Here is a 23,008-nt window from a genome sequence, read left to right as displayed (position 1 = left end):
GGGATGTCCTGTCTGGTTCACACGGGGCTTGCAGCGCTGGCACCGGCCGCACCGGCATTCGTCCCTGGGATGGCATGCGCGACGATCGCATTTTCGGTCAGCTGATCGCGTGGGATGTCCGCGGCGACCCGCCCCTCCCGCATGACCAGCACGCGGTCGGAGAGCCGGATGACCTCCGGCAGCTCGGATGAGACGACGATGATCGAATGGCCCCCGCGGGCGAGATCCTCGATCAGATGGTAGATTTCCAACTTGGCGCCGACATCGATGCCACGCGTGGGCTCGTCGAACAGCAGGATCTGCGACTTGGCTGCCAGCCAGCGGGCAATGATCGCCTTCTGTTGATTGCCACCGCTAAACAGGCGAATGGGGCGATCCAACTGGAATGGCCGCAGATTGACGCGCGTCAACAAATCCCGCGCGGTCATACGGAGCTTGCTCGTACTGATCATCCCGCCGGAGGAAAAGCTGGAAAGCGAGGCGAGCGCCATATTGGTGCTAACCGGGCGCAGGGGAATGATCCCTTCCCGCTTGCGTTCTTCCGGAACGAGACCAATGCCGGCGGCAATCGCGTCGCGCGGAGTGGCGAAACGCACGACCTTACCGTCGATGGCAATTGAGCCGGCGCTCAAACGGTCGGCACCGGCCAAAAGCCGCAACAATTCCGTGCGGCCGGAGCCCACAAGCCCGGCTATGCCGAGCACTTCACCCTTGTGCAGCTTGAACGACACATCACGGATCTTCGTGGCTGACGAGAGGTTCCTCGCCTCGAGCTTGATCGTATCGGTCGCGAAGGAATTGTGTTCCTCCTGCATCAACTCGCGACCGACCATCATCGCGATGACGTCCTTTTCGGACGCCGTCGTGAGATCGACCATGCCGACGAGCTTGCCATCGCGCATGACGCTGGCACGCTCGCAGATGCGGAACACCTCGTCCATCTTGTGGGAGACATAGATGATCGAGACGCCGCGGGCCGAAAGGCTGGCGATGACCTCCGCCAGACGGTCGAACTCGCTCGGCGTCAGGCTCGACGTCGGCTCGTCCATGGCGATGACCTTCGCCTTGTCGAGCAGCGCGCGGCCGATCTCGACGATCTGGCGCTGCGCAACCTTGAGAGAGGAGATCGGAGCAGAGGGATCGATCGTTGGGTCGATCATCGAAAGAGCTTCGGCCGCGCGCGCCTCTTGCTCGCGGCGGGAAACGAACAGGCCGGCCATACGAGTGAGCGAGTGGCCGAGAAACATATTCTGCGCGACGCTCAAGTGCGGCACCTGCTGCAATTCCTGGTGAATCATGGCGATGCCGGCTTCACGGGCATCCATCGGCTTCTTGAAAGCCGTGGCCTCGCCATCGACGAAGACGGTGCCCGAGGTCGGGCGAAACACGCCAGAGAGAATTCGCAGAAGCGTGGATTTTCCGGCGCCGTTTTCACCGAGAAGTCCATGGATCTCGCCGGGCGCGACGCTAAACTACACGTCGGTCAGTGCGTTCACGCCCGGAAAGCTCTTCGAAATCGTCTCGAATCTCAGTCGCGGCACCATCGTTCCACCTCTTAAAGGGCTGCGGGGATGCAGGCCATTGCGGCCGGCATCCCCTTTGGCGTTCGTTACCTGGCAGCCTTGGCGTCTTCCATCAGCACCGCACGGACATCCACGCCCGCACCCTGGTAGCGGCTGAGATTGTCGGCGGTGATGAGGGCCTGCGGGGTCGCAACCACGCGCGGCAGCTTCTGTCCGGCAACCAGACGCAACGCCGCCTCGAGTGCCACTTCGCCGGTCAGAACCGGGAAGCTATCGACCGTGCCGGTCAGCTCACCGGCCTTGATCGAGGCGTAGGCGTCAGAGATGCCGTCGGTACCAAACACGGCGACCTTGCCCTGCAGCCCCGCGGCCTTCACGGCTTCAACGATGCCGAGTGCCATCCCGTCATTGTTGGCATAGAAGCCGATCAGATCGGGATGCTGGTTAAGGATGTTGGTCGCGGCATCGTAAGAGGTCTGACGATCCCAATTGCCGGGAACGCTGGCGACGACTTGGAACTTGCCGCCTTCGCTGATGGTCGATTTGAACCCGTCGGTGCGCTGAACCGCGGCATAGACGCCGGCCTGGCCTTCGACGATCGCAACCTTGCCGCCCTGCGGACGATGCTCGATGAACCACTTGGCAACGCGCACGCCATTGTCGCGCTGGACGTTGCCAACATAATGCTCCGCCTGCGGGATGACGGCATCGTTGACATTGACGACCGGAATATTGGCGGCCTTCGCCTGTTCGATGACCGGCTGCAGGTTGGCATCCGTCTGCGGCGAGACCAGCAAGACATTATAGCCCTGCGTGATCATGCCTTCCGCGATCGTCAGCTGGCCGAGCTGGTCGCCCTCGCTCTGGGCAGCCTGATAAGCGACGGGAACCCCGGTCTTCTTGCCGAAGGACGCGTAGCCTTCACCCAGCGAGCGCCAATATTCATTGGTCAGCGTCTTGGAAACCGCACCAGCCTTGATGCCCTCGGGCAGCTTGGGGAATGCGCCGAGCTTGGCTTCAAGCTCCGACCAGTCCATGCGGTCCTTTTCGGTATCGGAATTGAGCGGCGCGAGATTCTGGGCGAAGGCTGCGCTGAACAGGACGCTAGCGGCGATGCCGGCAGCAAGGGTCGTCTTCAAAAAGGTATTCATCGGTTCCTCCCGAGTGGTTTCGATCGGCATGCCTTCGGCGTGCCCTTGGTTGCAAAGGGTTTTCGCATTCAAGAATTTCGGCGTTTGGACGGCTTAGCCGAGCATCAGCTCCTGTATGACCGCCTGCGCGAATACCGCGTCCTGCCGGTCAATCGCGCCTGAGAGGCGATTGTCCTGCTCAAGGCGATCCACGACCTTCAGCATGCGCTTGACGGTCTGGATATTCACCTCGCATTCGTGGACCGGATCGAGACCGGTCATATCGGGGAACGTGTCGAAATAGATCGCGCCATCATAGCCGTCCTTGCGGATCTGGCGCAGAAGCTCGATCGTCTGCTGGGTATGCACCGCGCCGACCATCAGGCCGTCGTCACGCTTGGCATAGCCATCATTGAGGTGAACGCCCAGAACGCGGCTGTAGCGGGCAATCAGCGCTGCGGCGAAGGCCGGCTGTTCGTCGGCATAAAGCACATGGGCGAAATCCAGCGTGACGCCGAGATTGGGCATGTCCACATCCTTGATCGCGAGCAGCGTTGTGGCGCAATCGGGCATCAGGCTGTAGGAGCGCGGCTCGTTCGGCTTGTATTCGATGCTGATCTGGCAGTCTGGGTCATGCGCGCAAACTTCACGAATCCCATCTATTTCGTGTTGCCACAGCGCATGATAATCGGCCTGAAATGCGTAATCGAAACCATCCTGGCCGAGCCAGAGCGTCATCAGGCTGCTGCCGGCGGCGCGCGTCGCATCAATGCCCTTCTTGGTCAGGTCGATCGCCTCGCGGCGAACCGCCGGATCAGGATTGGTGAAAGCACCGATCTTGAAGGCTGGGTTGGTATAGTAACGCATGGCAAAGCCATTGATTGCGAGGCCGATGTCGCCAATTTGACGGGCCAACAGAGCAGGATCGTCGGCAACGTGGTCGGGATAATTAAGGTCGAGATCGGTCAGGCCATCGACCTTCGCAGCGCGCGTCGCCATCTGGAGCGTCGTCGGCTTGCCGGAAAGATCAGGCCATTCAGCCTTTGGCTTCGAGGCGAAGGAATTAAGACGGGTGGCGAATTTCAATTGGGTCACGGCTTTGGCTCGCTTCGGTCGTTGCGTACATTACTTCACAAATTATTCTGCAGTTGTAAAGTTATAAATGTTGTGCGGTGCGTCAATTCGTTGCGGCCGCCGCTCCGTTGCAATTGTCACCTACATTAATTTTGGCGGCGCGCAGCCATGCGAAACCCGGCCGCCGAGATAAGGGCAACCAGGGTTGGACAGACCGGAAAAGGTCCTGACGTTTCAGCCGCCTGCGACCGCGGGACAGAATGTTAGCCGACTATTACCGCCTCGATCTCGGCAAGCGTGGGCATCGCAGGTGCTGTTCCTCTGCGCGTCACGGCGATACCGGCTGTCGCGCAGCCGAAGCGAACGGCGCCCAGCGGATCCATGCGTCGTCCCAACGCCGATGCAAAGCCGCCGACGAAGGCGTCACCTGCTCCGGTCGTATCTATGACGGGTCCAACTGTCACTGCTGGAACGTGAACGCTGGCGGCCGCGCTGTGAAACAGCACGCCCCGCGCGCCAAGCGTTATAACGGCGGCGCCCACACCACGGGACAACAGCAAATCGCCAGCGCGTTTCGCATCCTCAAGCGTGTTGAGAGGAAATCCGACCAACGCAGCGGCTTCCGTCTCATTTGGAATTATATAGTCGCAAAGGCCATAGATTTCGTCCGGGAAGGCTTCCGCGGGCGCTGGATTGAAAATCGTGACGACGCCAGCTCTACGAGCGATATCGAGCGCCCGGTACGCCGCTGCCGCCGGCTGTTCGAGCTGCGTCACAAACACTGCCGATTGTTCGATCGTCTGACGTGCTGCTTCGACATCATCAATGCCGATCGTGCCCGCTGCTCCGGCATAGACAATGATCGCATTGTCGCCCGTGCTGTCATTGACATAAATGAATGCGGCGCCGGTGGGCTGATCGTCCATGATCACCAGCCTTGGCGTGACACCAGCCTCGGAATAGGTCTTCAACGCAAGATCGCCGAAGGTATCTCGACCGATCTTGGAGATGAAGGAAACTTGCGCGCCTGCCCGTGCCGCAGCCACGGCCTGATTGGAGCCTTTCCCACCGGGCCCGACTGAGAAACCGCTGCCGGTAATCGTCTCCCCGACTGCGGGCATCCGCGGAGCGAGATAGGCTGTGTCGGCAACGAAAATGCCGAGGATCGAAATGCCGGCTCCCATCAATACCCCCCTACCCCGAAGGCACCAGACGACCGGGCCTATAACAAAGTCCCAATGAGGTATGCGCCCGTCCCGCAGCGTATGACTGCCATTCTGCATGATTTCCTCCCTATTTGACTGCTCCCGCCGTCAGGCCCTTCACGATATAGCGCTCCAGGAAGATGCCGATGAGGACGAGTGGCAGGATTGCGGCGGTTGAGATGGCGGCCATCGACCACCAGTTGATACCCTGGGATCCCGTCTGGCTCGCCACCATGACCGGTAATGTCTTGGCATTGGAACTCGTCAGCAGGGCGGCGAAGAAATACTCGTTCCAGCAGAGAATGACCGAAAGGATGAACGCCGCGACCATGCCCGGCAGGGCGATCGGCAGAACGATCCTGAGGAATGCGCCCCAGATGGAGCAACCGTCCACCAGGGCTGCCTGCTCCAGCTCGATCGGTATGGTATCGAACTGGTCGCGCATGATCCAGATGACGATCGGCAGCACCATCAGCGTATAGATGAGAATGAGACCAACGAGCGTGTCGAGCAGCAGCAGGTTCTTGTAGAGCACCAGGAACGGCATGGCGAGGACGACCGGCGGCAGAATCAGCTGGGACAAGAAGAAGAACGAAATGTCCTTGTTACGCATCCAGAGAAATTTGTAAGAGAACCGGCTGAGACCGTAAGCAGCGAGCGAGCCGATGACGACGGCAAGGAACGAGGCACCGGCGGACGCAATAACGCTGTTGAGGAAGCGGAGCATGAACTCGTCACGCACGGTGGACTGCGCGAATATCGTGTCCGGCGAGAGGCCGAGCGAGCGCCATCCTTTCCAGTCCGGCGTAAAATCCACAAACGGGATCATGTTGCCCTGTGTCACATTCACCGCCGTCTTGAACGACGTCGTGATCGTCCAGTAGATCGGGAAAAGCGATACAAAAGCCCAAAAGACCAGTGCTGCATAGATCAGCAGGCTACTGGTGAGGAATGCAGGACGCCGCGACCAGAGGCTCCCCTGTTTGCCGGACACGGCGGATATTTGATCGTTCACCGACATCGTCTGGACCTCAATTCGTACGTTGCATCCATCGGCTCGCCCCTTTGAGGATGAGCGAGATGAAGATGATAATGACGACAAGATAGAACTCCGCGAGCATAGTGCCGTAGCCGACGTTGGAGCGGTCGCGATATTCCCGGAAAATGAAGCTCGACACGGTATCCGTCGCCCCGCCCGGCCCGCCGGCCGTGACGTTGATGACGATATCGGCCAGCTTCAACTGGAAGATGGTCCGCAAAATGACGACAGTTATGCTGACCGGTAGCATGAGCGGGAAGGTGATTTCCTTGAAGCTCTGCCAGCCCGAGGCACCATCGACCTTGGCGGCCTCCTTTATTTCCGAAGGCAGGGCCTGCAGGCCGGCAAGCAGCAGGATCATCATGAAGGGGATCGAGACCCAGGCATCCATCACCATAATAGCCGTGCGCGCCAGAACCGGGGTGGAGAAGAAGGCAGGATTATCCCAGCCGAGATGACGCGCGAGCGTGGCCGCCGGGCCGAAACGATACTCCATCAGCGACTTGCCGATCATCCAGCTGACGGCAACCGGGCTCAGCATCAGCGGCAGAAGAAAGGCCACGCGAAAGAACTTGCGCGCCTTGATCTCCGCGTTGAGCAATAGCGCCAGCCCGAAGGCGATCGCATATTGTACCAACACCGAGAGCACATAATAGACCATGTTCAGCAGCGCGTTCCAGAAATAGGCATCGGCGAAGAGCGTCCGCAGATTGTCCAGTCCATTGAAGCGCATGCTGTCGGTGGCGCTGAGATTCCAGTCGGTAAAGGCGATATAGAGGCCGAAGAAGGTGGGGAATATCACCATCGCGACCGTGAACAGCACTGCCGGCAGCACAAAGACCGCCCGTTGCCCCGCCTCGCCGCGGATCATCATCTGAGCCGCACATAACGCAGCCGACCAGACGACGTAGGCATAAAGCAGTGGTCGCCAGCTCACGAGACCAATCGCGGTTACGCCCGCAGCTTCCGAGATCTGCAGAAGAAGCACGGCAACAAGCAAAACCGTCGCAGCGATCAGCAGAAACCGACCGCGGCGCGCAGCGGTAAGCTGTCCCGATGTCCGCTGCACCGGACTGATGATTGGCGTAGTTGCATGAGACATGGGCAGACCCTTGGCGAAATCCCGGCAAAGCACTCAGCCGGTTATATCAGTGGTCAGGCGGCACGGTCGGTGCCGCCTGAGGAACGCGTCTGCAGCAGGCGCCGCAGTTCAATTACACCCCGAGAGATGCCTTGTAGAGCGCGATCTGTTTGTCGCGCCCGAGTTGATCCGTAAGCTTCTCCCAGGCGGCGGCGATAGCATCGGCGCCGGCCTGCGCCGTTGCCTGACCCGCAAACACCTTGGCCAGTTCATCCTCTGCAACGCTGTAATACTGGAAGACCCCCGGGATGCGCGGTTCGATGGCAGCGTTCGGGTGATTGTAGGAGTTGGACTGAGACGCCAGGTAGTTCGAGATGAACGCCTCCTCATAACCGGCCGAAACCCATTCCTTGATGTCAAACTGGCTTTTGCGGTAGCACTGGAAGCCGGACGGATAGGCGGCAGTCCAGAGGGCCAGATCCTTGCCGCCGAGATGGGCGGCGGCACTCCACGCGGCCTTTTTCTTCTTTTCGTCGCTGTCGACGCGGGACATCACGTAAACGCCCCAGCCGAGATACGCCATATTCGGCGCAAAGTTCGGACCGCTCGCCAATTTCTCCCACTTGCCGGTCTTGGAGTTATAGACATCGTCCGAACCCGGCAGGATATCGAAGGCGACGGTCTGGCCGACCACCGAACTGTCGCTTGTTTGGGCACTCTGACCAACATCGCCCCACCAGGAGACCATTGAGCCGGTGCCGGCGAGGAATTGCTGGAACGCCGTCGTGCCCGGATCGGCATTCAGCTGGTCGCCCGCTTCCGACGGCAATGCGTCGATCACATCCTGGATAGCGCGCACCCATGCCGGGTTGTTGATGCGCGGCTTCATCGTGTCGACATCGAACAACCAGGCTTTGTCATCGGGGTGCTTGGCATAGGCTGTCGCGCGGCTACCGAGGAAGTAGAAGCCGAAGCCGCCCCAGGCCTTCGGTGCATCGAGGTAGCCAATCGCATCAGCGCCGGCGATCTTCTTGCCCTTGAGGAACTTGGTGATTTCCTGAACCTTCTGCCAGGTCTTCGGCACGCCCCAATCGCCCTGATGGCCTTCATCCTTCCACGCCTTGGCAAGGCCGGCATCGGTGAAATAGTCGGTGCGATAATTGAAGTTATGACAATCGCCATCGACGGAGATGCGATAGGTTTTTCCGCCCCAGGTGCCGACCGGTGCCTTGAGGTAATCGACGTAATCCTCCATGTCGATCTGGGTCTTGACCCAATCCGGCATCTCGGATGCCAGCCCCTTGCCGCAGACATCCCCTTCGAAAGGAGCGCCCATTTCGAGAATATCGAAATCGACCGTGCCTGTCGCAATCGCCTGCTGAAGGCGAGGATTGTAATCCGCCTGGGCAAGATCGATCCAGGTGATCTTGGCGCCGGTGTATTCTTCCCATGGCTTCAGAAAGCCGCGGAACAGCAGATTGTGAAGGTTCTGGTTGTTAAGGCCCATGAAAGAAAGGCTGACGCCCGAAAACTCGCCCTGCTTCACGTTGGCCTTTGTCGCCTCGAGGCACATCGCTCCCACCTTCTGCCAATCGGCATCGGTCGGCGACCCCTTGCCGACGCCAGGGATCTGCAGGATCTGGCTGCGCAGCGACACATTCGCCGCAAAGGCCGGCCGATAGGACCCCAGCATGCTTTCGCGGCCGCCACTGCGCCAAGGCTTGCACCGGTTCTCAGGATGGCGCGGCGGCTAAGGCCGATCGCCATCATTCTTTCGAAATCACTGACTTTCATTTGGTTCTCCTCCCGTTGATAAAATGCCAGCCCGTGCTTCCTCCTCGAAGCGCAAGCGGAAAATTCAGTCGAGCCTCAGTCCGCTCTCACCATCGAAGAGATGGACGAGGCTCGCATTCGGTGTCATCGCGATCACATGGTCCGAAGGCTCCTCGACGCGGTCGCGAAAAACGCCGATGATCTTCTGCTGCCCGAGCTTGGCAAAGACCTGCGTTTCCGATCCGGTCGATTCCACGACCGTCACATGGGCGCTGACCTCGCCGCCCAGCGTAAAATGCTCCGGCCGGATCCCATAATAGGCAGGCCGCCCGTCCGAGCCCGCAGGCGCGCGGCTGAGCGGCAGTTGAATGCCCTCGTCCGTCTCGAAGAATGGCGTACCCGATGCGCGGATATGCCCGCTGATCAGGTTCATCGATGGCGATCCGATAAAGCCGGCGACAAAGATATTGGCGGGCCGGTCATAAAGCGTCAACGGCGACCCGATCTGCTCGACCCGGCCGTCCCGCAGCACGACAATCCTGTCGGCCATGGTCATGGCCTCCACCTGATCATGCGTCACATAGATCATCGTCGTCGCCAACCGGCGCTGCAATTCCTTGATCTCGGCGCGCATCTGCACGCGCAGCTTGGCGTCGAGGTTGGAGAGCGGCTCGTCGAACAGGAACACTTTGGGATCGCGCACGATCGCCCGGCCCATCGCCACGCGCTGCCGCTGGCCGCCGGAAAGCTGGCGCGGATAACGGGCCAGATAGGGCACGAGATCGAGGATCTCGGCTGCCTTGCGCACCCGCCGGTCGATATCGGCCTTCGTTTCGCCGCGCATCTTCAGCGCAAAACCCATATTCTCGGCCACGGTCTTGTGCGGATAGAGCGCATAGCTCTGAAACACCATCGCGATATCACGATCCTTCGGCGGCAGGTCGTTGACCACCTTCCCGTCGATCCAAATGTCTCCGAAGCTGATCGGCTCAAGGCCGGCGACCATGCGCAGCAGTGTCGATTTTCCGCAACCGGACGGCCCCACCAGAACGACGAATTCGCCATCAGGGATTTCGACGGACACGCCATGGATCACCGTCAGGCTTCCATAGGCCTTGCCGACATTGACGATATTCATCGATGCCAAAAAATAATCCTCCTCCAACGGCGTCGCGCACTCCTCACGACGTTCAATCCACCTTCCTTGACACGGCGACGGCGGGCCTGAGCCGCACCCGCCGCCGCCTATCCTAGGAGGAGATTATCCGTGGCGCAAACTTCACATAGTGGTTATTTATTGTAAAGTGATCAGTCGAGACTTTCTCAAATATTTGCTTCCAAATTCTTGGAACGCATACGCAGCAGTCACCCGCCCTACATTCTCTTCTGACTTCGGATGAGGATCGAGGGGAAATATCCGGTGGCGCTCTGCGTTTGAATCGATAACATCACGAATATTACTTAGTTCGTAAAGAATGAACTCGCGTCTAAGGGGAGAAAAACGGAGTGCTGAGGGGAATCGATCCAGTCTTAAACGCCGAACTGATACACGCTTTGATGCTAATGGGACATGGCGACCAATTGGTCTTATGCGACATCAATCACCCCGCCGAAACCATTGCCAAACACACAACCTACGGCCGCCTCATCGACGTTTCCGGTTGTGGCTTGGAGCGTCTCGCGGAAGCTGTTCTGAAACTCTTTCCTCTCGACACATTCGTCGATGCGCCGGTGAAGCGGATGCAAGTTGTTGGTGACGCTGACGGTCAGATGCCAATTTTTGCAGTGATGCAGACAGTCATAGATCGAGCTGAAAAACGACCCGTTCAAATGGAGGCATTGGAACGTTTCGCGTTTTACGAAGAAGCAAAAAAATCGTTCGCGATCGTAAGAACTTCCGACCCAGGGCCGTATGGGTGCTTCATTTTCTGCAAAGGTGTTGTTTAGTTTTTGCGGCGTGCGAAATTTTGTCAGTCACATCTTTTGATGTCTGGGCGAGACTCTTTCGCGACTGGATCAAGCACTTTCGCCTTTGACCGGCTCATTCCGAGACGTTGCTATCTCTCGATCGCTGGCCGCGTCCAACATCTCGGTGCCTTGCGCATACCGGTTGCACGGATGGCCGCTACCACAAGCGAGCCCCGTGCTACGCAGGACTAAACGAAACAACCATTATGCAGATGGCGGCATTTTCCGGCAGCCCAATACTTCTTGCATGGCTGCGCTGCACAACAAATGTTTGCCGATTGCTCTACTCATTACCATATACACCATAGTTGATGCACATGATGGCTCCTCCCAGTTCCATCGCATTGACTGTTCCCCTCTGGAGGTTTTTGACCTTCACACCTTAAAGGGCCTCGGTTTTCCGATGGCCCTCTTTTTTTGCCTTGCGTTGGGCGCACTACCGAAAACCCCTCATCTTCAGCCTGATCTCGACGCAGATGCATCCGGTGCGAAATACGCAAGCAAGAGAGACCGCGATGGACGCGCTATAGGCAACCTGATGGAGACAAGGCCCTGATTCAGGACGGGAAATCCCGACGAAGATCACATTCAGAGCTCAGGCGCAGCCTTGCGTTACACCCGGGCCGGGCACAGCCGTGAAAAGGAAATCAACCTCGTCACATCGCATCCGTGGCACAAGTTTATCGGGTCATGGCACAAAGTCGCGTGGCATGTGCGGGAGGTGTCATGGTATCAGCGTCGTGAGGTATTCATCATCTGACGAACGCAACAGTGCTCGGCGGCGGAGGGTGGCTTTGAATACGAAGAACAACGATCATACGATTTACTCGAAATAGAAGGCAGGCCTCATGGCAAACCCACCTCGCAGACACGTCAACCCGATGGATGCCGCCGAAGCCTTGTTCAAGCCGGCGAAGAAGACAGCGGCGCCGGCGATTGAACGACCGGTGCTACCAAACGCCAAGGAACTCGTTTCGCTGAAGATCGACAGCGACGTGCTCGCCTTTTTCCAAGACGACGGCCCGGGCTGGCAGGACCGCATCAACGACACATTGCGGATTGCGATGCAAAGCAAGACCTGACGATATTTGGGTACTGTCACGTTGTTGGTAAATGTCAGCTTTACGGTCGTCGGGTCAATTCAGGCGAGCATTGCGGTCACGGCTTTCCACTCTGCCATGGCCCTTAGGCGGTGGATGGGGATGCCGACAGCCGAGCGTTTTTGATGTGGCGGAAACAACGTGACAAGCCCGGCTGGACATATGACTGCACTGTCCGATGGCCTATCATGCAACAAATATCTTGCTAACCAGGCCTTTCCACATATGCGTAAGACCAAATATTCCATGCCGTTTGACAGTTAGGCTCATCTTCATTGCTGGTCGGCGTAGCCGATTGGAGATCCTACTGTTACCATGGGCGACTTTTATCAATCCACTCGCGCCAGCAAGCCTTGCTGTCGCGGCAACGGGTCCCCACCATAAAACCCCTTAATCTGAATCAGACGGAAAGCTTACCTATGAACATGTCACCGAATTTTCGTATCGAACTTTGACCGGCTCCAACCACTCCTCACCGCTGGAACTGCTTGGCTGGTCCGATTTCTTTGCTGCTCAAGTAGGGCCAAGCGAAACGGATCTCGCACCCAGGCGAGTTGCCTCGGTTCACAGGGCGCGCATCGAGGCGATCGATGCCAACGGACCGATCGGGCTCGAACTTCCCGTCAACGCCAACACCGCTGACTTTGCGGTTGGGGATTGGGTTCTCGCTGATCCTCTGACGGCCATGCTGGTCCGCCGTCTGGACCGAAAGACACTGCTGCAGCGGCGGACTGAAGGCAGGAACGGTCAGCAACTTGCTGCCGCCAACGTTGATACGCTGTTCATCGTGACCTCGTGCAATGCCGATTTCAATCCTGCAAGACTGGAACGCTACCTCATCATGTCCAACCAGGCGGGGACCACCTCGGTGGTGGTGCTGACCAAGGCCGACACCGTCGCCGATGCTGACACATTTCAGCAGCAAACCATGGCGTTACAACGCGGTTTGCCAGTCGTTGTTTTGAATGCGCGGTCAGAAGATGCAATTCTCGCGCTAGAGCCCTGGTGCGGCGTCGGGCAAACCGTGGCGCTGGTGGGATCCTCCGGCGTCGGAAAATCGACGCTGGTGAACACCTTGGCTGGATCAGGGTCTGAAACCCTACAAAAGACCGGAGAGATCCGCGAACATGACGCAAAGGGCAGGCACACCACAACGGCGCGATCCCTGCATGCGATTGCCGGCGGCGGTTGGGTTATCGATACGCCGGGAATAAGAACGCTGTATGTGAGCGATGTTACCGACGGCATCGATACGCTGTTTAGCGAAATCACCGATTTGGCTCCGCTTTGCCGATTTCGCGATTGCACGCACGCTCATGAACCGGGCTGCGCTGTGCAGGCGGCCGTCGCCAGCGGCGCATTGGCCGCCGATCGCCTGGAACGCTGGCGTAACCTGCTCGAAGAAAACCGCGGCAGAACGCCAGTGCTTACCGGGCCGCGGGGCAACAAAATTGTCCGCAAGAATAAATATTGAATGGATATCACGCGTTATACGCCGTCCTTTCAAGAGGACGCCATGTGGATTGGGAGTGGGTGCATCGATTGATGCGTCCCTTGCAGCGCAGCCGGCGGTCATCCGTCGCTGCCGTAGGTTGGCGAATGATATCAAAATGACGTGGAACTCCACATCACGTTCATTTCACAAGCGCCACGTCAAAGAATGAAAACTTATTCTATGGTTTTAGATCACTATAGAAGCGGCATCCTTGTTTGTTCCTGCAGGAGCATTAGGACACTGGGCTGTCAGCCACGGACTTTCCGCCCATGCCACGTCTCCACGTACACAACATCTCTCTCGCATTCGGTTCGACCAAAACTGTTGCGCACGCCAGCTTGACAATTGAGGCGGCCAAGGTGGTCGTGTTGATAGGTGCAAACGGTGCGTGCGAGCCGATCCTGGCCGAAAATCTCTTCGGCCTTTATCGTCCGGGGGCCGGAAAAACCCTGTACCACGACAAAGAAATCGCACAGGAAAATCCGGCGGAAGCAAGCGCGAGCGGCATCGTTGCCGGACGTCAATCGACGGATATGGTGGGCATCTCTAGCCTCGCTGTCATGACGGCTTTGCGGTCTGGCCCTGCGGCGCCACTGCATGCTCCGCACCATCTTGGGCACCGTATGCATCGACGGTCTGCTCAACGGCCCCACCGCGTTGAATACCGCCCATTTTATGCCCAGGACCCCATCAAGCGCATAGCCTGGGCGAAAAACTGATCCCGATCAATCTTCATTCAAAGAAATGGACACCGTGTTCAAAATACTCAAGACAGCGGCAACTGCCGTTATATCCGTCGCGGTTTTCGCGACCAGCGCCCTCTCGGCAGGCATTGACGGAGCACCTGCTCCCTTCGACAAGAAGACGGTCAACATTGCCGTCGTCAGCTTCCTTGGCAGTGGCGACTGGTTGCAAGCCTTCGAGGCCGGCGTCAAGCAGCAGGCCGACGCTCTTGGCATAAACCTCACCGTTTCGCAGGCGCGCAACGATAATGATGTCCAGCGAAGCCTCGTCGAACAGGCAATCAATCTCGGCGTCGACGGCATCATCATCAATAACGGCCGGCCTGAAACTCTGAAGGATGTCGCGCAAGAGGCGCTCGATAAGGGCATCAAAGTCGTCGCCTACGACGTGAACCTCGACAATCCGCAAATCCCGCAAATCGAGCAAAGCGACAAGGACATGGCCAAGCTTGTGCTCGATCAGGCCATCAAGGACAAGGGCGATGGCTTTACGGGTGGCGCGGTCTATGTCGCCGGCTTTGCCCCTCTCGATCGGCGCTACGCCGTGTGGAAGGATTTTATCGTCAATCATAATCTCAAGGAAAAGGCGGTTTGGGGCGTGGTCAACGACACAGTTCCCGCCTCGGTCGCCGACCAGACGAAGGCGGTCCTGCGCGCCAACCCGGACATTTCCGTGATTTTCACGCCATGGGACGAATTCGCAAAGGGCGCCAAGCTTGCCATCGATGAGCTCGGCCTCTCCAGCAAGGTCAAGATCTATGGCGTCGACATATCGACCGCTGATATCCAGTTGATCACTGAGCCGGACAGCGCCTGGACTGCGACGGCTGCCACGAACGCGGCCGTCGTCGGCGAAGTATCCGTTCGCGCTGTCTCGCTCGCCATCGCCGGCCAGTTCCCGGGGCGCTCCGTTCTTCTCCAGCCGACGCTCATTACCCGGGACGATCTGATCGGCAACAAGATCGGCACGATCGAGGAGCTGCAGCAGAAGTTTCCAGCCTTCCTGAAGAGCGATGCCGCTACGGCTGCGTGGATCCCTGCTGCCAAGAACTGAGCCGCATCCACAACTGCTCACAAGCGCTGCCCGTTGGGGCGGCGCTTCCCGTTTTCCGAAGGTATGAGAAGACCCATGGCATCGATTGATCTGCCCAAACCCGATTTTGCCCGCAACATGACGCTGATCGGCCATAGCGATATTGGCGGTCGCGGCGACGGACTGCAGCTTATGGTCCATCGCGGTTACGCCTATATCGCCCATCCCTGGTCACAGGGGTTTTCGATCGTTGACGTGCGAGATGCGAAAAACCCGAAAACAGTCAACTACGTGCAGGCTCCGGCCAACACATGGAACATCCACCTCCAAACCCATGGCGAGCTGCTGCTGGTCATCAACGCGCTGGATCTCTTCGCCGATATCGAGTCCTTCACGGACGAAAAGGCCTACTACACGAAATCCGTCGGCGAGACGGTCGCTGCGGAGAAGCGTGAACGAGCCTGGACCGCGGGCATGACTGTTTTCGATATTTCCATACCCGACAAGCCACGGAAGATCGGTCAGCTGGATGTGGAAGGGGTCGGCCTCCACAGGCTCTGGTATGTCGGCGGCCGCTATGCCTATGCCTCGGCGCTGCTTGACGGGTTTTCCGACTACATCTTCGTCACCATCGATATGGCCGATCCGACAAGACCCGCACTTGTCGGCCAATGGTGGCTCCCGGGCATGAACCGGGCAGCGGGTGAAGCGCCGAGCTGGGGCGATGGCAAACGCTATGCATTGCATCATGCGCTGGTGCATGGCGATACCGCCTATGCCTGCTGGCGCGATGGCGGATTGACACTTCTCGACATAAAGGATCGCGCGGCGCCAAAGCTCATCAAGCACCATAACTGGTGCCCGCCCTATGGCGGCGGCACGCATTCACCGCTTCCCCTGCCCGGCCGTGACCTTTTGGTGGTGGCGGATGAGGCGGTGCTAGACAACGAGGAAGACGGGCGAAAGCATACCTGGGTCTTTGATATCCGCGTGCCCGAAAACCCGGTCAGTATTTCCACTTTCCCGATCCCCGCCGAGATTGACTATACGAAGAAGGGTGGCCATTTCGGCCCACACAATTTGCATGAAAACCGGCCCGGTTCATTCGTCTCGGAAACGCTGATCTTTGCGACCTGGCAGAATGCCGGTATCCGCGCCTTCGATATTTCCGACCCCTACCATCCTGTCGAAACCGCCGCTCTCGTTCCGGCGGGGCCGACGACGATGACCGACCGGCGCCCTGGGCGGCCGAAGGTCATCCAGTCGGCAGATGTCTTCGTGGACGCCAACGGCCTGATCTATGCCACGGACTATAATGCCGGCCTGGAAATCATCGAATATAACGGCTGATGGGTTATGCGCTTGGGGGCGTGTGAATCGGCTCAGAACTTCACCCCGTTGATATCTGTGACAATCGTTTGGAAATGCACCGAAAATTGAGACAGTAGTTGGGGTTGCTTTCGCGCCGATCGCGACCCCACTTTGGTGCGAAATTGTGAGATAAGATCAGCACTTTGAGTGACAATCTCAAGGGTGCAACGTTCGCTGCTGATTCACAATATCACAATCAACGCTGCAACCGGGAGCGCGATCCGAAAAGGCCCACGGCCTGGAGCAAGAGCGGGGGTGAACAGGCCCCGTGCAATGACCCCGGTCACGCCGGCAAAAACAATTCTTTATCATGCTTACCGGCGTCCGAACCCCGTGCGGTTTCACAGCCCTATGTTCGCCGTCGGAATTGAGTTTGTTCTTGCACTGACCGTTGGATGGTCGCTAAACGATATTGCCATATCTGTGAGCTTTTACGGTCGACAGGCGACCCCGGCCCAATCGAATTCGAGAACCGAAAGCAATTCAATGACCCGACAACTTTCTCTCCCGCGCGATCGGATTTCCGTACTTCTGCTTGAAGGCATCAGCCAGAGCGCTGTGGATTACTTTTCGTCATCCGGCTACGTCAATGTGACCCATCTGCCGAAGGCTCTGGATGACAAGGATCTCAAAAGTCTCATAGCCGAGGCGCATATTGTCGGAATACGTTCACGCACGCAGCTGACAGAGGAAATCTTCAGCTCCGCCAAAAAGCTTATGGCCGTCGGTTGTTTTTCTGTGGGAACAAATCAGGTCGACCTGGATGCGGCCCGCCGACGCGGCATCCCTGTATTCAACGCTCCCTATTCAAATACTCGCTCGGTCGCCGAGCTTGTGATCGGTGAGATCATAATGCTGACGAGGCGGATTTTCACGCGTTCGGCTTCTGCTCATGAAGGCGGATGGGACAAATCCGCCGTGGGTAGTCGTGAGGTGCGTGGAAAAACGCTGGGCATTGTGGGCTACGGCAACATCGGTTCGCAGCTTAGCGTTCTTGCGGAAAGCATGGGCATGAACGTGCGCTATTTTGATCCTTCAGACAAGCTTCGCCACGGCAATTCAGAATCGATGGCGACGCTCGGCGAGCTTCTCGAAATCTCGGATTTCGTGACGATGCATGTTCCCGAAACCAGTTCGACGCAAAACATGATAACGGAGACTGAACTGCGCAGAATGAAAAAGGGAGCCCTTTTCATCAATAATTCACGCGGCTCCGTGGTGGACCTTGAAGCGCTTGCGAAGGTTTTGAAAGAGGGACATCTCGCAGGCGCGGCCGTGGACGTGTTCCCTAGGGAGCCGGCATCAAACAACGAGCGTTTCGAAACGCCGCTGCAGGGTTTGGACAATGTCATTCTGACGCCGCATATTGGCGGATCGACGGAAGAAGCCCAGGAGCGCATCGGAGGGGAAGTTTCCAGGAAACTTGTGGAGTATTCCGACGTCGGATCGACGCTGGGTGCGGTCAATTTTCCCCAGGTTCAACTGCCGCCACGTCCGAACGGCACGCGTTTCATCCATGTTCATGAGAACCGCCCTGGCATGCTCAACAGTCTGAATGCGATTTTTTCGTCCCGTGCGCTTAATATCGTCGGTGAGTTCCTGCAGACGCACGGCGAAACGGGTTACGTGGTCATTGAAGCCGAAGGTGTTGGCCAGACAGCGGCTGAGATACTCGATGCGCTTCGCCAGATCCCGGGAACGATACGAGCCCGATTGGTTTACTGACGCCGGGTGCCAATCTTCAATACATTGGAGTTTGGCAGCGCCGGCTTGGTGAGGAGGGCGCCAAAGCGCTTCGCAGTGCGATATACACCGCCCGGCTTGACCTCAATATGCTGCCGCAGTCGGCGGCCAATGCCACATCTTTCTGAACGTTTCATCCTCGCAAGGCTCGAAGGGATAGACGCGAGCTCCCAGGGAGCCCGCGTCTATCAGATTTCAACCCACGTCGTTCGGCGTCACTTCCAGCTGCTGTAGTCTGATGCGGTGCATCCAAAAGGCGCACGTTGATCGCCGAAACGCTTCTTCAGCTGATCACAACCCCAGCGGTTGAGAGGAGCCGGCAGCATGTTGTTGATATCCATGGCGGGCGACGTAAACTGCGAACTAGCGCTGGTCACATACCAAAGCCAGTAGCCGAAAATGCCGCCGATGATGAGGAGTATCACGAGGAGGAATCTCGCGAGCCGCGTCATGATGGACGGCCCTTTCTTTCCCTGCACAATGAGCTCCGGTGTATGCCCACCCAGTTCGACAGCCAGCGGAGCGAGGACTTTTGCACGCTCTTCCGCCGTCATCTCGATCCGTTCCAGTCGCTCGTCCAGGAGCACCGGAAGAGACGTCTTTCCATGCCAGACGGCAAGCCCCACGGCTTTGCCGCCGTTTTCGCCGATGAGCAGCGGTTCCTGTCCCGGCTCGAAATGCGTATGTCCTACCCGCCCAGTCTTTCTCTCGGCAATCTTATCCGTATAGGTCACCGCCAATCGCTTGCGTCGCCGGTCGAATGCGGTGATTTCCACCGGAACCGGCACGAGTTGAGCAGGTTGCCGCAATCGGCTGCGGACGCGCCAGCCACGCAGGATCTGGAAAATCGCGGCGATGCTAGCTCCACCAAGAAGAGCGACGAACACGGCTAGCGTTATGATTCGGTTCCAGAGCTTCTCAATTCCCAGACTCAGGGTCGCCAAATCCGGGTGATCCGCAGAAATTACGAGATTCGTGTCATAATCACCGTCATGGATGTCGACGAACATGATCTCGACGTTCTTGTCATAGCTCTGACCATTGTACGTATAGTTGAGATCAGCCGAGCAAGTGGTGAAGAAGCCCTTTCTGGTCGTGCATTTTCCATCGCGAATATCGCCGCTATCAAGCGTGACGGGGTTTTGGTTGATCGTCCAATCCCTCAAGATGCCCGGAGCTTCAGAAATCGCCATGAAAGCAGTGAGGCCGATGATGATCGGCAACGAGAAAAAGAGGGCTTTCGGCACTGAGATTACGCCCTGTGAAAGCGTGAGAGCTCTCTGCGGAAGCTGTATCATTGGGAATGTCATTGTCTGCCTGAAACTCCGAGTGATTAAGTAGGCATCCGCAGAGCATCGGCGAAGCGTGAGCTTCGCATGTTCCTGGGGGGTGAATGTTGCGCCCACATTTACAGCGCGGAAAAATAAACATTTTGCTTCGAGGTTCAATAGCCGGTTGTGGAAGATCCACCAACTTCGCGGTGGAGTAGCCTTGCCCCGAAGGCCCACTCGTCATGGATCGATGCCAACTCCTCAAGCGTTTTTTCGTAGATCTACGAGCAACCGTCAGGATCTCTGAGGTAACCCACATCATCGAGAAGGAGAGAGCAAAAGCCGACTATGCAGCGCGTTCTTGGCGTCATGCAACGGGAAGGACATGCTCTTCTGACTGGGAAAATTGCCGAAAGCGCCTCCGATATCGACGTGGTGATGCTGATGGGCTACCTTCCCCCGGACCTCGCGGCGGCCCCATGTACCTGGCCTCGCACCAGAACCAGCAAGCTCTTCCGTAAGATCTTTCGGAGAAGGAACATCAAGCTCTTATTGATTGAACCTAGTAATCCGTAGCCTTCTTAAACCCGCAGCAACGCAGGACGCGCCAGCCCCTTCCAAGATCGGTGAAGAAAGCCATGACAACACTCGTAACCATCCCAGGGATCATGTCCGACGCTCGTACTTGGGCACGCAGTCGCGGAAGCAATGAAACTTGAGGGAGCCGCGGTATATGTGGCCGACACCAGCCGCGACACGACGATCGAAGAAATGGCGGCGCGGTCTCTGGCTGAGACGGATGGGGAATTGATCGTTCTGGCCCATTCGATGGGCGGGCGCGTGGCTATGGAAATGGGTCGCCAAGCGCCAGATCGTATTCGTGCGATGGTTTTGGCAAATGCCAATGCCGAGGGTCTGGGAGAACATGAGCTCGCACACCGTGAAGCCCGCATCGCAGAAGCGAATAAAGATATGATCGCCTATGCGCGTGGTTGGGTACCGAAAGTCATCTCCGCCGCAAGCAAGCAGAAGCCGGATCTGGTTGCTGCCATTTTGAAAATGGTCGAGGACTGCCCGCCGGAGGTTCAAGAGCGTCAGAACCGCGCTTTGATCACACGGCCCGACCCAACAATGTACTTACGAGAAATGTGTTTTCCGGTACTGCTGCTCAGCGGATCCGAAGATCACTTATCCACACGCGCGTCAAACGAGGAAATCGCCAGACATCTGAAGGATGCCGAGTTTTGGGTTATTGAGGATGCAGCCCACCTATTGCCCTTCGAACAGCCGCAAGAACTGATCGCAACTATTCTCCGCTGGTTCGGGCGTAAGGAAATAAAGCTGATATAGAGAAGTCCGCTTGGAGTTACAGTTTTGCGATAGTTCAGACCGTCAGACGCGGGATAACGACCCGGGCGACGAGGCCGTGGGGATAACGAGGTAGTAGCGTCACGCTCCCCCGGTGCAAGTGTGCGATATCGGCGACGATGGACAGCCCCAGTCCAAAGCCGGCCTGCCCGGTACGAGATGCGTCCCCCTTGAAAAAGGGATCAAATACCTTCTCCCTCAAAGCTTCGGGAATTCCCGGCCCATCGTCTGCAACCGCAATTGAAAATCCTGCCTCATTTCCATCCAGCCGAACGCTGGCTCTTGAAGCGAATTTTATGGCGTTGTCGCAGAGATTAGTCACCGCGCGGGTAATCGAAAGAGGACGGCAGTTCGCGATAAACTTGTTCGGCCCTTCATAGGTCACCTCAAACCCCACGTCGGAGAAGTCGCTGCATACAGTCTGCAGAATGCTTGCGACATCGACGCGCTCTACCTCCTCGGTGGCGTATTCGTCGCGCAGATAGTTCAGGCTTTCCGCAAGGAGGCCATCGATATGGTCGATGTCGACAAGCAACGCTTCCCGCAAAGCTCCGCCCTCCATGCGCTCTGTCCGCAATCTGAGCCTGGTCAAAGGAGTTCGAACATCGTGGCTGATGCCCCTGAGCATCCGTGTCCGGCCGTCCACCATCAGACGAATGCGATTGCGCATGCCATTGAGAGCATGGGCAAGCGATACGATCTCGATGGTGCCGCGCTCTTCGAAGACCTGCGAGCTGCTGTTGATATCGGATTCTATCGCCGCCTCGGAAATCTTTTTGATGGGCTCCGTCACGGCTCTAATCGCAAAGATGAAAAAGAAGACGAGCAAAACAATGACCGCGATGAAATAATATGTGCTCTGACTGAGAAATGAACTCGTCAGGATCGTGTCCGGAAAGCCAAAGAACATCAGCATGGTTTGATCATCGACCCGTTCAGCGATTACGCGCCGACCGTCGAAAAATGCGCGCCACCCACCCAGCGGCGGCTCGCCATCCGGTGGAAACAGAAGGTCGGCAAAATTTTCCGCAACGCTTTGCATTTCGGAAGATCCAGTGAATTTCGCCGCCGTCGAGATAGGCGCAAGCGAGACATCCAGTCCCGCACCTTGGGCTTTGGAGATAATCGATGCGCGTTCCGCTGGGGTCGCATTTGCCAGCAGCAATGCAACTGTCCTCACCTGCTCCGCCGCTCTCTCAAGATTTGGAACGGCGTAGTCGCTCTTGGCAAAATTCTCCAATGCCCTGCCTGTGACGATGACAGTGACCAGAGCGAGAAGAATGATCACGGTGATTTGCCCACGAAGGGTCCTCGGTATCCCGCTGACGTTCCTAGCCATCAATCTCTTCCACGGCGGCTGTGAAGATGTAGCCACCCAAACGGACCGTTTTCAAAAGCACGGGATCACGGGGATCAATCTCGAGCTTCTGCCTCAAGCGACTAATGTGAACGTCGATGCTGCGCTCGATGGGACCCGCCAATCCTGCATGCGTGACTGCAAGCAGTTGCTCCCTGGTGAGTACGCGACCAGGGTTTTGACAGAATGCCAGCAACAGGTCGAACTCGTGGGTCGTCATCGAGACCCGAGCATAACTTGGATCGTGAACCTGGCGGCGGATCGGATCGACCCGCCATCCATCGAAGCGGAACAGGCGCTTTCGTGGACTATCGGGGCGGACAGACGCGAGCTTGGAGCGTCGAAGCAGACCCTTGATGCGGGCGGTCAGCTCTCTGAGCACGAAAGGTTTCGTCACGTAGTCATCGGCACCGATCTCCAATCCGACGACGCGGTCGATATCGCTGCTCACCGAGGTCAGCATCAGGATCGGGATATCCCCGCTACCACGAAGCCGGCGGCAAATACTGAATCCATCTTCCCCTGGCAGCATGACGTCCAGCACGACCAGGTCGAATTCCAGAGCGCGCATCTTCGTGTCCATGGCAACCCCGTCGGCTGCGATCTCGACGAGCATTCCCTGCTCGCCGAGACTATCCCGAACCATACCGGCAATCTGCGCATCATCTTCTACAATCAGGATCTTCGGCGTGTCTGACATCGCTCGTCCACTGTGGTCCATAGATCGGTCACCT

The 23,008-nt window shown here is 57.7% G+C and carries 17 protein-coding genes and 3 pseudogenes; 8 read left to right on the top strand and 12 right to left on the bottom strand.

From position 1 onward, the window contains the following. Positions 1–17: 17 nt before the first annotated feature. The 8 genes and pseudogenes from HB780_RS03190 to HB780_RS03155 form a co-directional block, all read right to left on the bottom strand. Positions 18–1,544: pseudogene (locus HB780_RS03190) on the bottom strand (sugar ABC transporter ATP-binding protein). 65 nt (positions 1,545–1,609) lie between these two features. Further along, positions 1,610–2,674: a sugar ABC transporter substrate-binding protein gene (locus tag HB780_RS03185; protein WP_183688588.1), complete on the bottom strand. Its 1,065-nt coding sequence runs from the start codon at positions 2,672–2,674 to the stop codon at positions 1,610–1,612. 93 nt (positions 2,675–2,767) lie between these two features. Then, complete coding sequence (locus HB780_RS03180; RefSeq protein ID WP_183689586.1) at positions 2,768–3,739, bottom strand: sugar phosphate isomerase/epimerase family protein; 972 nt, start codon at positions 3,737–3,739, stop codon at positions 2,768–2,770. A 251-nt stretch (positions 3,740–3,990) separates the two neighbouring features. Then, positions 3,991–4,911 (bottom strand): ribokinase, encoded by a 921-nt coding sequence (gene rbsK, locus HB780_RS03175; RefSeq protein WP_183688587.1) that lies wholly within the window; start codon positions 4,909–4,911, stop codon positions 3,991–3,993. Between the two features lie 109 nt (positions 4,912–5,020). Then, positions 5,021–5,926: a carbohydrate ABC transporter permease gene (locus tag HB780_RS03170; protein ID WP_286203046.1), complete on the bottom strand. Its 906-nt coding sequence runs from the start codon at positions 5,924–5,926 to the stop codon at positions 5,021–5,023. Positions 5,927–5,963: 37 nt separating this feature from the next. Beyond that, on the bottom strand, positions 5,964–7,073 hold the full coding sequence (locus HB780_RS03165; protein WP_183688583.1) for a carbohydrate ABC transporter permease: 1,110 nt from the start codon (positions 7,071–7,073) through the stop codon (positions 5,964–5,966). Positions 7,074–7,185: 112 nt separating this feature from the next. Next, positions 7,186–8,846 (bottom strand): annotated as a pseudogene (locus HB780_RS03160) (ABC transporter substrate-binding protein). Positions 8,847–8,910: 64 nt separating this feature from the next. After that, positions 8,911–9,972: an ABC transporter ATP-binding protein gene (locus HB780_RS03155; RefSeq protein ID WP_183688581.1), complete on the bottom strand. Its 1,062-nt coding sequence runs from the start codon at positions 9,970–9,972 to the stop codon at positions 8,911–8,913. A gap of 359 nt (positions 9,973–10,331) precedes the next feature. Between HB780_RS03155 and HB780_RS03150 the strand changes: the two genes are divergently transcribed. Both HB780_RS03150 and HB780_RS03145 read left to right on the top strand, forming a co-directional pair. Beyond that, positions 10,332–10,772 (top strand): RbsD/FucU family protein, encoded by a 441-nt coding sequence (locus HB780_RS03150; RefSeq protein WP_183688579.1) that lies wholly within the window; start codon positions 10,332–10,334, stop codon positions 10,770–10,772. 869 nt (positions 10,773–11,641) lie between these two features. After that, positions 11,642–11,875, top strand: coding sequence for a BrnA antitoxin family protein (locus HB780_RS03145; protein ID WP_183688577.1), 234 nt, complete (start codon positions 11,642–11,644; stop codon positions 11,873–11,875). 59 nt (positions 11,876–11,934) lie between these two features. Here the strand turns inward: HB780_RS03145 and HB780_RS32885 are convergent. After that, positions 11,935–12,027, bottom strand: a pseudogene (locus HB780_RS32885) (IS6 family transposase); the annotation flags it as partial. A gap of 317 nt (positions 12,028–12,344) precedes the next feature. On the opposite strand from HB780_RS32885, the gene rsgA reads away from it, so the two are divergent. The 5 genes from rsgA to serA all read left to right on the top strand — a co-directional run bounded on the left by rsgA (position 12,345) and on the right by serA (position 18,260). Continuing rightward, positions 12,345–13,367: a ribosome small subunit-dependent GTPase A gene (gene rsgA / locus HB780_RS03140; RefSeq protein ID WP_183688575.1), complete on the top strand. Its 1,023-nt coding sequence runs from the start codon at positions 12,345–12,347 to the stop codon at positions 13,365–13,367. Positions 13,368–13,657: 290 nt separating this feature from the next. Continuing rightward, positions 13,658–14,107, top strand: coding sequence for a P-loop NTPase family protein (locus HB780_RS03135; RefSeq protein ID WP_183688573.1), 450 nt, complete (start codon positions 13,658–13,660; stop codon positions 14,105–14,107). A 34-nt stretch (positions 14,108–14,141) separates the two neighbouring features. After that, a complete protein-coding gene (locus HB780_RS03130) occupies positions 14,142–15,185 on the top strand; it encodes a substrate-binding domain-containing protein (protein WP_286202956.1) in 1,044 nt (347 codons plus the stop codon). Positions 15,186–15,260: 75 nt separating this feature from the next. Then, entirely contained in the window at positions 15,261–16,514 is a 1,254-nt protein-coding gene (locus HB780_RS03125; protein WP_183688569.1) for an LVIVD repeat-containing protein, read from the top strand. Positions 16,515–17,021: 507 nt separating this feature from the next. Further along, the gene (gene serA / locus HB780_RS03120; RefSeq protein WP_183689585.1) at positions 17,022–18,260 is read left to right on the top strand and encodes a phosphoglycerate dehydrogenase; all 1,239 of its coding nucleotides are present in this window, start codon (positions 17,022–17,024) and stop codon (positions 18,258–18,260) included. A 233-nt stretch (positions 18,261–18,493) separates the two neighbouring features. Here the strand turns inward: serA and HB780_RS03115 are convergent, their stop codons facing one another. Next, positions 18,494–19,588, bottom strand: coding sequence for a hypothetical protein (locus HB780_RS03115; RefSeq protein WP_183689584.1), 1,095 nt, complete (start codon positions 19,586–19,588; stop codon positions 18,494–18,496). 696 nt (positions 19,589–20,284) lie between these two features. Between HB780_RS03115 and HB780_RS03110 the strand changes: the two genes are divergently transcribed. Beyond that, the gene (locus HB780_RS03110; RefSeq protein ID WP_183688567.1) at positions 20,285–20,899 is read left to right on the top strand and encodes an alpha/beta fold hydrolase; all 615 of its coding nucleotides are present in this window, start codon (positions 20,285–20,287) and stop codon (positions 20,897–20,899) included. Positions 20,900–20,933: 34 nt separating this feature from the next. On the opposite strand, the gene HB780_RS03105 is transcribed toward HB780_RS03110, so the two are convergent. Continuing rightward, positions 20,934–22,256 (bottom strand): ATP-binding protein, encoded by a 1,323-nt coding sequence (locus tag HB780_RS03105; protein WP_183688565.1) that lies wholly within the window; start codon positions 22,254–22,256, stop codon positions 20,934–20,936. After that, complete coding sequence (locus HB780_RS03100) at positions 22,249–22,974, bottom strand: response regulator transcription factor (RefSeq protein WP_286202955.1); 726 nt, start codon at positions 22,972–22,974, stop codon at positions 22,249–22,251. The genes HB780_RS03105 and HB780_RS03100 overlap by 8 nt, the downstream gene beginning before the upstream one ends. Positions 22,975–23,008 lie beyond the last annotated feature (34 nt).

Source organism: Rhizobium lusitanum (assembly GCF_014189535.1).
Taxonomy (GTDB): domain Bacteria; phylum Pseudomonadota; class Alphaproteobacteria; order Rhizobiales; family Rhizobiaceae; genus Rhizobium; species Rhizobium lusitanum_C.
This window is presented reverse-complemented; position numbering and strand designations above follow the sequence as displayed.